Here is a 12,965-nt window from a genome sequence, read left to right on the forward strand (position 1 = left end):
TATGGTGCCAAGTAAAATTATTCCCAAAGGCCGCGCGGCGAAAGTGCTCAATATCCAAGGCCATGAGCCAGATGGTATTTGGCTACCGCACCGCCACGATTACTATGAAGTGATGTGGTCGCTAGAAAGTCGCGGGCACCATTGCATCGACTTTATCCAATACCCATTAGCTAAAAATCGCGTCTTTCTTATCTCCCCCGATCAGGTACACGATGCTCGGCAGTTAAAAGGAGGATTGCGTGTTGTCGCCTTCAAAAGTGAGCTTTTTGAACACACAACTCGCCAACAAGCGACCATGTTTACCTTGGGTTTTGATAAAGCCTTTCAGGTACCTTATTTAGATTTAGATGAACAAGGTGCGCAGCAACTCAACAAACTGTGGCAACTGCTTGAAGAAGCGGATCAGGAACAAAATAGCGCGCTATTGGAGTCGTTACTGTCTAGCTACTTGCGATACTTATGCCGTTATAAACAAGATACGAGCTTATCATCCGAACCCCGCGCTCTTGATCCACGGGTGTTAAAGATAGAGTCACTTATCGAACAACATTATCGGAGCTATAAACGTTGCGATTTTTACGCGGCAACGATCAACCTCACCGCCAAGCGCACCAATGAGTTAATGAGACATAGCCGAGGCAGAACCGTCACCACCAGCATCATTAATCGGGTCTGTTTAGAAGCAAAGCGAGAGCTGACTTTTACCACAAAATCTGTGCAAACTATCGCTCAGCAATTGGGTTATGAAGACAGCTCCTATTTTAGCCGCTTATTTAAAAACCAAGAGGGTTGCTCACCCACCGACTATCGCTTAAAAATGTTCAAATAGTGCTAACACTCCGGTCTATTGTGAATACCTGCATCACATTATTTAGCGCATAATTTGGGTTCTACTCTCAAAAGTACAAAGCCGTTTCTGCAATTTTGTACCTCAAAGCATGTGACTAAATAATGACAGCCAAAAACTCTAAGCCCATATTTCACCTAACGCTAGCGATGATGCTCACCCTTGGCGCTATCTCAGGGCTAACGCCTCTTTCTATGGATATGTACTTGCCGGCAATGCCAATCATGGCAACCGATCTCGCCACCAGTATCAACAGTATCCAGTTCACTTTAACTATCTATATGGCAGGCTTTGCCATAGGACAAATTATCCATGGGCCGCTTTCCGACAGTTATGGCCGAAAATCGGTATTGATGATAGGTATCGCTCTGTTTGGCATCTCGTCACTGACCAGCGTATTTGTCGATTCAGTTTTTGCATTGACACTTTCTCGTTTGTGTCAGGGACTGAGCGGCGCCACAGGCGCAGTGGTGCTGATGGCGTTAATTCGTGACATGTTTAATCGCGAGGCGTTTTCTCGAGTGATGTCTCTGGTCAGTTTGATCATGACCATAGCTCCATTGGTTGCCCCTTTAATTGGCGGCTACCTTACTGTGTCGTTTGGCTGGCGCTCAATCTTTATATTACTAGCCAGCTTATCTGTAGTAATGATCCTGCTTATTGCTAAGCAGTTGCCAGAAACACTGCCGGTAGAAAAACGTCAACCTCTTAGATTTCGCTCCATATTCCTAAATTACATACAGGTTTTGCGCAATAAAAAATCCCTTGGACTCATCGCTTGTGACTCACTCGCCTTTACCGGAATGTTTTCATTCTTAACCGTAGGTTCGTTTGTTTATATCGATATCTTTGGAGTAAAGGTTGAGCACTTTGGTTATCTGTTTGGTCTGAACGTGATTACCATGACCTTATTAACTATGGTCAATGCAAGATGGGTAGTGAGTATTGGCGTACACAGCTTATTGCGCGCTGGTTTGGCACTCATTGTTCTGGCAAGCATTGGCTTAGTTAATGTGTGGTACTTTGATTTAGGGATTGTCGGATTGGTTCCTTGCATCATGGTGTATGTGGGTTCTATCGGACTGATCAACAGCAATTGCATGGCGCTGTTACTCAACAACTACTCTTCTTTGGCAGGCACAGCATCGGCACTAGCAGGGACAATGCGCTTTGGTATGAGTGCTATACTGGGATCCATTGTGGCGGGTTCCCCGCATAATCCGACTTTCACCTTGGTATTGAGCATGGCGCTGTGCGCGTTAGGGGCAACTTGCGCTTATGTTTATACGGCTCGCAACGCTTAATTTAAATAGCGCATCGACTTTTCTGTAAACATCTGAAATAAACAAAAATGGCTTAGTTCTTCGCAACTAAGCCATTTCTCGTTAAGTGTCTTTGCTTTTTATGTATTGCCTATGGCACACCATGGCCTTTCGACGCTACCCATACTCGATACCATTGCTCGTTGGTCATATCCAGTTTAAGTGCTTCTACCGCTGAGGTTACGCGCTCTATCTTACCCGAACCAATAATTGGCAGTGGTTTTGATGGCAGTTTTCTGACCCAAGCGTAAATCACTTGATCAATGCTGCATGCTCCTAACTCTTCTTTTAACGCTTCTAGTTCACCTCGAACGCGCTGTGCTTGCTCGGTATCACCACCAAAAATAGCGCCACCGGCTAAGCACGACCAAGCCATAGGGCGAGTGCGTAAGGTTTGCATGAGATCGAGTGTGCCGTCATCGGCAACATCAAAGTTTAATGGGTTAATTTCAACTTGGTTGGTTACCAAAGGTGCATCTAAGCGCGATTGCAGTAATTCAAAGCCGCGCGGAGTAAAGTTTGAAACGCCAAAATGCGAAACCTTACCTGACGCTTTTAAGGTTGCAAAAGCTTGCGCCACTTCATCTGCGTCCATTAAGGCATCTGCGCGGTGGAGCAATAATACATCGATATTGTCGACTTGCAGGTTGCGTAACGAGTTCTCTACCGAAGCGATGATGTGTTGCTGTGATGAGTTGTAGTGATTGATTTTGCGTTGCGGGGTTTTGTCGCCGCAGAGCATGATATTGCACTTAGTGACAATTTGAATTTGCTGGCGAATGCTTTTATCTAATGCCAGTGCTTCGCCAAACAAGCGCTCACACTCGTAGTTGCCATAGATATCAGCGTGATCGACGGTGGTCACGCCTAGCTCTACGTGCTGACGCAAAAATGCAAGACGTTGCTCTGGGGTCATATGCCAATCAGCAACACGCCAATATCCTTGTACTAACTCTGATAACTGCGGTCCCTGTGGGGCGAGAATCACTTTCTGTACCATTAACTACTCCAAGTTTTGTCGGTCGAGTAAGTCATCATCCTATGTTCTGGGTTGGCATTGCTCAATTAGCGAGTATTTAAATTGCGTCGCTGAAGCTTAAAACTGCGAGACTCGGCACACATTGCAGGGCAAGGCATAACCGTTTATCGCCTTGTTAGTGAGGATTGAATGTGAGATTTGTCAGCGAATAGACCAGTTGAATGCCGTTTTTATCACTGCTCCATTGTACAAAGCGTTGCCCATCGGCGGTTTGCCACAGCAGCACTCTTGGCTCACTGGCTCGGTAACGCTGCAAAAGCTGCTGTACTTGTTTATCAACCAAAGTGGCAGGGGCTTTGCTTAATGCTTTTTCTATATCCAATGACCCACCCCCTAGCTCAATATTGACCAACTGAAAGCCATCGCTTCTTAAACCCAATTGCAACTGATTAAAGTGCACTAAGCTAAAGTCACTGCTTAATGTCAGTACGGGGCTAAGTGTGGGACTGTGATTGCTCGCAAATGACACCAGCGCATACATAGGCGTTCGGTGTATCACTATTTGATCGCTGCAAAATAGTGGCGCGTCATCTGCGGCATCCTCTTCAGCGCAATCAAACCAATCACCCGATTGAGCAAACTCTTTTGCTGACCACAGCGCAAATTGTGACGAAATAAAAGGCGCAAACCACAGCGGGTGAGCAGCGGCAAAAAGTTTAGTGGGCAACGGAGCCAACAGCATCAATCCGCCAACTAAAAGCCACTTTTTCCAAAGCATCATATCTGTGATCTCTGCGACATAAGGTGTTGAAGATTCGAATAAAACATAGTGTTTACTGTACTCCATTAGCTTTGCGCAGTTGATGATCTGCACTGCAAATTCCCATCAAGCTATTTGAGCTACATGCTGAGTTTGGTCATTCTAAAGTGAGTTTATTTACGACCAAGGGAACCTTTATGACGATAAGAAAAAGCCTCGCTTATAGCGCCGTACTCAGCTCTTTTACTTTAAATGTACTTACTTTAAATACACTTGCTTTAAGTGCCATCACTTTAAGCACTCTCGCATTAAGTACGCAGCTCGCCTACGCCGCAGGCCCAAATATCTCTATCGCCACTTCAACCACAGCGCGAGATTTCCCTCTTAGCGCCAGTGAGCCTTTGATCGTTACCTTAAATAAGAACCAATATACCTTCACCGTCACTGGATTAAACGGAGATTGTGCATCTGACTCATCGCAGAAAATACGTTTTAATACCCCGCTTGCGCTCAATTGTCATGCGCAAACTGAACTGCCATTTAATATTCGATTTTCTGGTGACTACGCCATTTTCTATGACAATCAGCAACACACTCTGCTGATCAAACGCCAACCAACACAATCGAAAAAACAAACCTTTGTCCGTCCTTTACCTAAAGTCGGTTGTGAAGTTTATAGCGATATGCCAGCAGAAATTAATGTGGCTGACACGTTTGCTGACGGTACGCGCCTAAAAGAAGCCTTTAGTGGGCAAGTGGCGACAGTGAAAAATGGTGTGGTGGTATTCAACCCCACTCGCAACACGGGAAGCGTGATGCTCATTGAACAAGCCTCCCCTGCACCTCAACCTCAACCTCAACCTCACACCGCAAAATCGTTAGATTGGCGCAATGCCAATATCTACTTTGTGATGGTAGACAGATTCAACAATGGTAATAGCAGTAATGATCATAGCTATGGGCGTCAGCACGATGGTAAGCAAGAGATTGGCACCTTCCATGGCGGTGACTTACAAGGTGTAATCAACAAACTTGATTATATTCAATCCCTTGGCACCGATGCTATTTGGCTCTCTCCTATTGTAGAGCAAGTGCATGGCTTTGTGGGTGGTGGCGATAAAGGCTCTTTTCCTTTCTATGCTTATCACGGCTATTGGTCACGAGATTTCACCAAGATTGATGAAAACTTTGGTAATGACAACGACCTGAAAACATTGGTCGAGCAAGCGCACAAACGCGGCATCAAGGTAATGTTAGATGCGGTGATCAATCACCCAGGCTATGCCACCTTAGCCGATCTTGAATTTGATAACATTGATGTCCTCACAGCGGCTGCCAAAGACCAAGATCTCACTAAATGGCAACCGAAATCAGGCAAAAACTGGCACTCCTCTCATGAACTTATCGACTACCAGAGTCAAAATTGGTCGCAATGGTGGGGCGCAGATTGGGTGCGCTCAGGTCTGCCGGGGTACGACAAACCTGGTAGCAGTGACAAAACATTAACGCTAGCTGGACTGCCTGATTTTAAAACCGAATCAGATAAGTTTGTCACACCACCGCAGTGGTTGTTGGATAACCCCGGCACGCATGTAGTGGCAAAAGAGCATTATCGGGTTGCTGATTATTTAGTCGAGTGGCAAACCGACTGGGTGAAACGTTTTGGCATCGATGCTTTTCGTGTCGACACAGTAAAACACGTGGAAGGCGATGTTTGGCTGGATCTAAAAGCGCAAGCCAGTGAAAAATTAGCACAATGGCAAAAAGAGAACCAACGCCCGCAGCAACCGTTTTGGATGATGGGGGAAGTATGGGCGCATTCGGCTTATCGCTCACCGTATGCCGATGAGGGCTTTGACGCTCTAATTAACTTTGATATGCAAAAACAATTGGATAGAGGGGCGACCTGTTTCTCTGACATGCGTAAGACTTATGCCAATTACAGCGCCGAAATTCAGCAAAATCCGGGATATACGCCTGTTAGCTATATGTCTTCTCACGATACCGAGTTGTTCTTTTCACGCTTCAAATCTTTTGAGATGCAACGCAATGCGGCCAATGCTTTATTGCTATCACCGGGCGCTATTCAAATTTATTATGGCGACGAAATAGCCAGAGAAATTGGCCCGTATGCGGACGATTTTCATCAAGGCACACGCTCAGATATGTTGTGGAAGCTTGATGCACAGCGAGAGGATTTGTTAGAACACTGGCAAACACTGGGGCAATTTCGCCAGCGCCACCCAGCGATTGGCGGCGGCGTACATAAAGATCTCAAGCAGAGCAGAGGTTACGCTTTCTCTCGCACCCTCGATGATGATGCGGTGATCGTGTATTATTCAGGTAGATAACAGAAATGAATCAGCAAGCCGCTTATGCTATGAAGCATGTAACATGTAACATGGAGCTTGCTGGTTTAACTGTTTAAAAACTACAACCCACGTTATTCATGCGCTTCGGCGTCTTGTTTTTTCAATACTTTATGCCCGTCTTCTGCAATGCCCTCTTTCCAATAACTGCTGATATAAATGTCATCTTTCGGGATGTTTTTATCGTTTCTAAAGTATTGGCGTAGCTCACGCATAGAATCAAAATCGCTCGCCACCCAAACAAAGGGAGAACCGTCCAGCCAAGGCAATGCTTGCACTGTTTTATTTAATGGCTCATCTGTAATCCAAGTAGCTTGCATATTGCTCGGGAGCGAAAGGGGTTGAATATCGTCTTGATGAGTGACTTTGATCACCACATACCCTATCGCTTGCTTAGGCAATGTTTGCAGCTTGGCTGATAAAGCGGGCAAACCTGTCATATCCGCCACCATAAAAAACCAATCGGCATCATTATTAATGGACGCGATTGCGCCCGGCCCCATCAAACTAATCTCATCGCCGACTTGTGCGGCATCGGCCCAACGAGTTGCAAAACCGCTGTCTGGGTCTTGGGTAATGTGACGCACAAAATCGACTTCAATAGCGGCAGTCTCTGGCATGAAACGTCGAATGCTATAAGTGCGCATAATTGGCCGAGAATCGGGCGCTATCTCAGAAATGGTATTGCCCTTCCCGTCAAACAAAAACTTAACATAGCTTGCTGCGCAATCTTCTGGGAAATTAGCCAGTGCCTCGCCTTGTAACACCACTCTTTGCATATTGGGAGAAATACGCTGCGTACTAATGACGGTCACTCGCTTAGGTGTTGGTTTTTTTCGACTCATATTCCCTGCCTTATTTATCTGTCCTTCGTTTAGATTAGAAGTGTTCACTTAAACAGGCGAGAAATTACCCTGAAAAGAGAACTGCATTATCTAAATGATAATTATTTGTGTTTGCGATAACGAAACGAGATTGTCTATATGACAAAAAAATAACCTTGCTCCTGTAAGTGCTTGAAATTCAATGGTTTAATTTTTTGGCACGGCAATTGCTATGTATAAAGTATCAAATAGATAATCAAACCGATAAGAGACCATCATGTATCAGATGTTTTTAGAAAACCAAACTGCAGAGGCTTACATTGAGGAGCTTCAATGCCAATCCGCACACTGCTTCGCAAAAGAGCGTAACTCTTCTGCCAGTTTGCTTTTTAAAGGCATCCAAAATGCTGTGCACTCTATCTGGTCTTCGTTGCTGAAAAATACTGTGTTGCAGGATCTCAATCAATCTCAACACTCTATCGCAAAGCAGTCTACAGTTACCTTTACATCAATCGCACCAACCGGTGTGTAGGAGAAAAATTATGAGCCATTTAAGAATCCCAAAAAACTGGACTATCCAACGTTCTACTCCATTTTTCACTAAAGACAGCGTGCCACAAGCTTTGCTTACTCATCACAACACTGCGGCAGAAGTATTTGGTCAGCTTGTTGTAATGGAAGGTACTGTAACTTACTACGGTTTTGCTGATGGCGATGCGACAGAACCTGAAGTCACTGTAGTGATCAATGCCGGTCAATTTGCAACTAGCCCACCGCAATACTGGCACCGCATTGAAATGTCTGATGATGCACAATTCAACATCAACTTCTGGTCTGATTCAGACAAGCGTAACGAAAAAATGTTTAACGCTAAGAAATAACTAACAAATAACTAAGACTAAGAGAGGCGCGCGCCTCTCTTTTCTTGGCTACAGTTATTGAAAAAAAACCGCAGAACAAGGGTTACTGCGCCAACAATGTTGGCCAGTGACCATCCGCTTTAGCAATATTATTCGGTACATCTTTTACCCATTTTACCTGAACAGATTGGTTGTAATTAAGGTAAAGTTTGCCTTCATAAATAGACCAAGCATTTGGATCAATCTTCGCGGTATAGCCATTGCTGACTGCCCATGCACAATATCCCCCATATTGCGGAGCATATTTTTCTGGGTTTGCTACAAACAAGTTTCGGTTTTCTTCAGACGAAAAATACCAAGTCGCATCCTTCCATTCATATTGATACTGCTTATCCCCTTTTTGCGCCTTTTGCATCGTAAAATACGCCACGGGATCATAGCCTTTAATCGCTTTCCCAAGAAAATCGCTGTACACCGCATCCAATGCAAATACGGATCTGGCGAAAAATAACAGGCCGATTGCGATCAACATGCTTATTCTAGTTGTGGCTTTCTTCTTCATTGCTGTGCCTCCTTGGCTATTTGTCTCTTATAGAATAGACACTATCTATCAAAAGAAACTTTCAGCACAATTTTTAGCTATAGTTATCAAAGACATTCAAGTAAGCGATGGATTTATTTTACGCGCGCCGTGCAATCTATTGTTAAGACGCATCATCATCAAGACCGCGAACAACATAACACCAGCGGCAATAAAGAAACCGAGTTGCGTGATACCAAAATGGCTTAGAAACGCAATGCCAACATAGCTGATGCTTTGCGCTAATGTCGCAAACATCTGCAACCCGCCATCGGCTCGGCCACGTTGATCGATGCGGATACTATGATGCATCCAATTAGTACGAGCAATTCGATTTAAGGCGTTAAAGGTGCCAAATAAAAACGTGAAGACCAATATAAAGTGTGGCGATGGTGACAGACTCATTCCCACAAGCATGATGGTGGCAAGCCCCATAGAACCCATCATAATCCGTTGATGAGAGCCCAAGCCTAATAAACGACTGACCAATAATCCCGTCATTAATGATCCCATGCCAAAGGCAATGTTATAGCCGGCAAACCAATCACCAGAGATACCCATTTCGGAAAACCAAATAGGAACCAACTTAGTTAAAAAAGTTAAGATTGGGTAGCTCAATGCTGACAGCATCAAGAATACATAGAAGTGTGGCCTTTGAGTGTATATCTCGCGACTCTCTTTCATCTGCGTGACAAAAGAAACTGCCTTTGATTGACGTAATTGTCGGCGATATGGCGTTAATATATAACTGACCGTTGCGATGGCTGAGGCGCTAGCTGCAAAACAGGCAAATTCATACATACCCCACCTTTCTAGTAACAGCACACCTAATGCCCCTGCGCCTAACGTAGCGCCTTGCATTATCACTTCTTGCTTCCCTGAAAGCGCCGCATATTCATGCTGCTCAAAATTCTCTTGGGTAAAGGCGTTATTGGCCGTCCACGCTAAGTTACTGGATGTCCAAAATACTATCTGCGCAATGGCTAACAACCACAGGGATGCATACCCCAATCCATAAACGAGTGCGACTAAAATAGCCATGCTCGTTTGTAATACCTGCACCCATATCAGCAAGTATTTCCTTGAGGTTCTATCAATCAAGGTTGAGAAAATGGGAGTCAGACAAAACGAAAGTGCGGTACATGTCAGCGCCAGTATCGCGACAAATACCCCCATATTTGGAGTAGATAGCATGATCCAAGGGAGCGCCATCATAAATAAACCGGATGAAATACCATCAAAGAGCCGTCCTGTCAGATAGGGGCGTGTACGATTTTTTACGGTCAATTCCATACTTATATTCCATTTATTGCTTATTTGATGCTAGGTTAATACCTCAAGCTAACTTGAGGTAAAGCGCTTTCTCATTAAATTACGCAAAAAGGCGAAACGGATACGGGGATAATTTATGGAAATGACCATTGGTGAGGTAGCAAAAAGAACTGGGGTTAAGGTCTCTACCCTACATTTTTATGAACAAAAAGCGCTTATCTACAGTTGGCGAAATCAGGGCAATCAAAGACGTTATCATCGCAGCGTAATACGCAGAATTGCAGTGATAAAAGCGGCGCAAATGGTTGGGCTGACCTTAGATGAGATTGCAACGTCACTGGCAGATTTACCCAAGCATCAAGCTCCCAACCGTCAGCACTGGGAACAAATGGCGTTAAATTGGAACGCCATGCTCGAACATCGTATTGAGCAGTTAAAAGCACTGCAAAACGATCTCGGTGGCTGTATTGGTTGCGGTTGTTTATCTATGGAATCGTGCGCGATTTACAACCCGCAAGACATTCGAGCAAAGCAATTTGCTGACAAAACCATACTCACTCACCCTGAAGAATGGTCTAGCAATATTGAGTAAGCTTTGACGTGTTTTATTAGCCTTACACGATGACCGTTAATTGCGGCGATTGATATAACCCCTCACGTAAAAAAATACCCAGCCAATTGGCTGGGTATTCATAATTCTATTTAACTGTGTTGTATAGCGAAGCTTAGATAGCCCAACCACCAGCGTAGAACACAACCAAAATAATGGTGATCAATAAGATACCGAAGTTTAGACGTTTCCACTCACCCGCGAACACACGGCCAACCACTAGACACATGAAGCCAAGCATAATGCCCGTTACGATGTTGCCTGTGAGTACGATAAATACCACACATACAAGACCTGAAAGTGCATCAACTGAATCTTCAAAGTCCAATTTACGAACGTTACCTAGCATCAACAGACCTACATACATAAGTGCAGGCGCAGTTGCGTAAGCAGGAACAAGGTAGCTAATTGGAGCCACAAACAATAGTAGAAGGAACAAAACGCCAACCGTTACTGCTGTTAGACCGGTTTTACCACCTGCTGCTGTACCTGCTGCTGATTCGATGTAAACCGCTGCTGGCGCGCCACCCACCGCACCAGATACGATGCTAGAGATAGAATCAGAAGTCAGCGCTTTGCCGCCATCAATGATGTTGCCTTTCTCATCAAGAAGGTTAGCTTGACCTGCTACTGCGCGGATTGTACCCGTTGCATCAAAGATCGCTGTCATTACCAATGCCAGTACACTTGGTAGTACGATTGGGTTAAGTGCGCCCATGATATCCATAGAGCCAATCAAAGAGCTGTCGCCACCGATACTAGGCAGAGCGAAGAAACCTTGGTATTGCACTGCAGGATCAAAAATAAGACCAAAGATCGAGATAGCCACGATAACCAATAGAATGCCGCCAGGAACTTGACGTTTTTCTAGGCCAAAAATCGCCGCTAGACCTAGCATTGACATGATTACAGGTAGAGAAGTGAATTCGCCCAAGGTTACAGGCAAGCCAGCAACTGGGTTTTTGATCACAAGACCAACACCACTTGCGGCGATAAGTAGTAGGAATAAGCCAATACCAATACCCGTACCGTGCGCGATACCTGATGGTAAGTTGGTTAAAATCCACTGACGCACACCCGTTACGGTAATAGCCGTAAAGACCACACCCATTAGGAATACCGCGCCTAGAGCAACCGGGATAGATACGCCTTGACCCAATACTAAGCTATAAGCGGTAAATGCGGTCAATGAAATAGCACAACCAATCGCCATTGGTAGATTTGCCCATAACCCCATTAACAGAGAACCAAACGCCGCCACTAAACAGGTTGCGATAAACACTGAACCTTGGTCAAAACCTGCGTTGCCTAGCATGCTTGGCACAACGATTACGGAATACACCATAGCTAAGAAGGTAGTTAACCCCGCTACTACTTCACGGCGAACGTTACTTCCGCGCTGTGAAATCAAAAAGAATGTATCAAGCCAGCCGCCAGTAGCAGATGTGCCATTATCATTCAGTCCCGCTTTTGAGGACTGATTTGATGTATTCTCGGACATTTTGTTTCCTTTGTGTTTGTTGGAAAAGCCCCTGACAAGCTCGTTTCCCATAAAAATGTTAGTAAAAATTTCAGTGGCGAAAAAATACAGCTAAACGTTTGCGTGTGCAATAGTTAAAATCGTTTGTGCACCATATTTAGCAGAAAAAATGAACAGCCCACTAAGAATCGTCCAGATCCTGCATAAATGGCAACTAATAAGACATATCTTTATATCTTAGTATTACTTTGCGATGAAATTACCATTCATAATTACGATGAATACTATCGATATGAAACAACTATCATTTGCTTATTCTTTGCGGTGTTACTCATTTTAGTTAATAGGCAATGAATGACCAAAGTATAAATTTGACGGTGATCAAATTAAATATAGTGAAATACTCAATAAAACTCTATTTTAATAGTGAATAGACCTTATCTGTGATCTTCATTTGCCCATTCGTCACAATTATAATTAACTGGCGTTTCATTCATTATTAATATGCACTATTATTCTTTCCATCAAGTTATACAACATTGCAGAATAAAACGGAGACATCAAATGTCTATCTACTACAAATCGCAATCTGAAAAAGAGCTAACCCTGTTAGCTTGGTATAATATTGATCATCAGTTGTCTTTCCACTTGTCGTCAGAGTAACCTTGTAAACCACTGTTATAAGTCAATATTTTATTTTTACCACTGACCATTAGTCATAAATCCGTTCAACAGAACCTCCCATTAACTTGCGAGTTCTGTACTGTGATTGTTGTCTTTTAGGTTGGCCGTAAGCAAACAAGTTTAACGTTAAATTATATAGAAAATATTTAGATTCAATATAGTTAACTTTTACTTATATAAATATTGACCAATAACTTTAAATAATAAAGCTCCACCAATAAACTTAACTCTAATAAAATAATAGAGTGAGTCTGTATACTTACGTGATTAATAAAATAGATTTAATAAATACACGTAATTAAAAATAACATCCTACATTATATAAGTGGTGTTCTATACACCCAAAAATCCAAAGGTATTATTATGGAAAACTTTAAG

General features: G+C 43.7%; 12 protein-coding genes. 6 read left to right on the forward strand and 6 right to left on the reverse strand.

What is annotated here, in order from left to right; all coding sequences use genetic code 11:
- Position 1 precedes the first annotated feature (1 nt).
- Together VHA01S_RS14855 and VHA01S_RS14860 are read left to right on the forward strand one after the other, a co-directional pair.
- Entirely contained in the window at positions 2-829 is an 828-nt protein-coding gene (locus tag VHA01S_RS14855) for an AraC family transcriptional regulator (protein WP_023405176.1), read from the forward strand.
- 122 nt (positions 830-951) lie between these two features.
- Entirely contained in the window at positions 952-2,151 is a 1,200-nt protein-coding gene (locus VHA01S_RS14860) for a Bcr/CflA family multidrug efflux MFS transporter (protein WP_023405177.1), read from the forward strand.
- A gap of 109 nt (positions 2,152-2,260) precedes the next feature.
- On the opposite strand, the gene VHA01S_RS14865 is transcribed toward VHA01S_RS14860, so the two are convergent.
- Complete coding sequence (locus VHA01S_RS14865; protein ID WP_023405178.1) at positions 2,261-3,169, reverse strand: aldo/keto reductase; 909 nt, start codon at positions 3,167-3,169, stop codon at positions 2,261-2,263.
- 154 nt (positions 3,170-3,323) lie between these two features.
- Positions 3,324-4,022, reverse strand: a complete 699-nt coding sequence (locus VHA01S_RS14870; protein WP_023405179.1) for a hypothetical protein — start codon at positions 4,020-4,022, stop codon at positions 3,324-3,326.
- A gap of 83 nt (positions 4,023-4,105) precedes the next feature.
- Here VHA01S_RS14870 and VHA01S_RS14875 point away from each other — a divergent pair, with 83 nt between their 5' ends.
- On the forward strand, positions 4,106-6,259 hold the full coding sequence (locus tag VHA01S_RS14875; RefSeq protein ID WP_023405180.1) for an alpha-amylase: 2,154 nt from the start codon (positions 4,106-4,108) through the stop codon (positions 6,257-6,259).
- Between the two features lie 92 nt (positions 6,260-6,351).
- Here VHA01S_RS14875 and VHA01S_RS14880 read toward each other — a convergent pair whose 3' ends face one another.
- Entirely contained in the window at positions 6,352-7,122 is a 771-nt protein-coding gene (locus VHA01S_RS14880) for a siderophore-interacting protein (RefSeq protein WP_023405181.1), read from the reverse strand.
- Between the two features lie 256 nt (positions 7,123-7,378).
- Here VHA01S_RS14880 and VHA01S_RS14885 point away from each other — a divergent pair, with 256 nt between their 5' ends.
- Both VHA01S_RS14885 and VHA01S_RS14890 read left to right on the forward strand, forming a co-directional pair.
- Positions 7,379-7,633 (forward strand): hypothetical protein, encoded by a 255-nt coding sequence (locus VHA01S_RS14885; protein ID WP_023405182.1) that lies wholly within the window; start codon positions 7,379-7,381, stop codon positions 7,631-7,633.
- Between the two features lie 10 nt (positions 7,634-7,643).
- Positions 7,644-7,982 carry a TehB family protein gene (locus VHA01S_RS14890; RefSeq protein ID WP_023405183.1) on the forward strand — a complete coding sequence of 113 codons (339 nt, stop codon included), beginning with the start codon at positions 7,644-7,646 and terminating at the stop codon, positions 7,980-7,982.
- A gap of 82 nt (positions 7,983-8,064) precedes the next feature.
- Here VHA01S_RS14890 and VHA01S_RS14895 read toward each other — a convergent pair whose 3' ends face one another.
- Together VHA01S_RS14895 and VHA01S_RS14900 are read right to left on the reverse strand one after the other, a co-directional pair.
- Entirely contained in the window at positions 8,065-8,523 is a 459-nt protein-coding gene (locus tag VHA01S_RS14895; RefSeq protein WP_023405184.1) for a YHS domain-containing (seleno)protein, read from the reverse strand.
- A 96-nt stretch (positions 8,524-8,619) separates the two neighbouring features.
- The gene (locus tag VHA01S_RS14900) at positions 8,620-9,834 is read right to left on the reverse strand and encodes an MFS transporter (protein ID WP_023405185.1); all 1,215 of its coding nucleotides are present in this window, start codon (positions 9,832-9,834) and stop codon (positions 8,620-8,622) included.
- A 115-nt stretch (positions 9,835-9,949) separates the two neighbouring features.
- On the opposite strand from VHA01S_RS14900, the gene soxR reads away from it, so the two are divergent.
- Entirely contained in the window at positions 9,950-10,405 is a 456-nt protein-coding gene (soxR, locus tag VHA01S_RS14905; RefSeq protein WP_023405186.1) for a redox-sensitive transcriptional activator SoxR, read from the forward strand.
- A 133-nt stretch (positions 10,406-10,538) separates the two neighbouring features.
- Here soxR and VHA01S_RS14910 read toward each other — a convergent pair whose 3' ends face one another.
- Entirely contained in the window at positions 10,539-11,924 is a 1,386-nt protein-coding gene (locus tag VHA01S_RS14910) for an NCS2 family permease (protein WP_023405187.1), read from the reverse strand.
- Positions 11,925-12,965 lie beyond the last annotated feature (1,041 nt).

Origin of the sequence: Vibrio halioticoli NBRC 102217, from assembly GCF_000496695.1 — a bacterium.
Taxonomy (GTDB): Bacteria; Pseudomonadota; Gammaproteobacteria; order Enterobacterales; family Vibrionaceae; genus Vibrio; species Vibrio halioticoli.

Excerpts from the sequence above, each read along its gene's own strand:
- VHA01S_RS14890 (WP_023405183.1), top strand. The coding sequence starts at position 7,644 with ATGAGCCATTTAAGAATCCCAAAAAACTGGACTATCCAACGTTCTACT.
- VHA01S_RS14880 (WP_023405181.1), bottom strand. The coding sequence starts at position 7,122 with ATGAGTCGAAAAAAACCAACACCTAAGCGAGTGACCGTCATTAGTACG.
- VHA01S_RS14900 (WP_023405185.1), bottom strand. The coding sequence starts at position 9,834 with ATGGAATTGACCGTAAAAAATCGTACACGCCCCTATCTGACAGGACGG.
- VHA01S_RS14865 (WP_023405178.1), bottom strand. The coding sequence starts at position 3,169 with ATGGTACAGAAAGTGATTCTCGCCCCACAGGGACCGCAGTTATCAGAG.
- VHA01S_RS14855 (WP_023405176.1), top strand. The coding sequence starts at position 2 with ATGGTGCCAAGTAAAATTATTCCCAAAGGCCGCGCGGCGAAAGTGCTC.
- VHA01S_RS14910 (WP_023405187.1), bottom strand. The coding sequence starts at position 11,924 with ATGTCCGAGAATACATCAAATCAGTCCTCAAAAGCGGGACTGAATGAT.
- VHA01S_RS14875 (WP_023405180.1), top strand. The coding sequence starts at position 4,106 with ATGACGATAAGAAAAAGCCTCGCTTATAGCGCCGTACTCAGCTCTTTT.
- VHA01S_RS14885 (WP_023405182.1), top strand. The coding sequence starts at position 7,379 with ATGTATCAGATGTTTTTAGAAAACCAAACTGCAGAGGCTTACATTGAG.
- VHA01S_RS14895 (WP_023405184.1), bottom strand. The coding sequence starts at position 8,523 with ATGAAGAAGAAAGCCACAACTAGAATAAGCATGTTGATCGCAATCGGC.
- VHA01S_RS14860 (WP_023405177.1), top strand. The coding sequence starts at position 952 with ATGACAGCCAAAAACTCTAAGCCCATATTTCACCTAACGCTAGCGATG.
- soxR (WP_023405186.1), top strand. The coding sequence starts at position 9,950 with ATGGAAATGACCATTGGTGAGGTAGCAAAAAGAACTGGGGTTAAGGTC.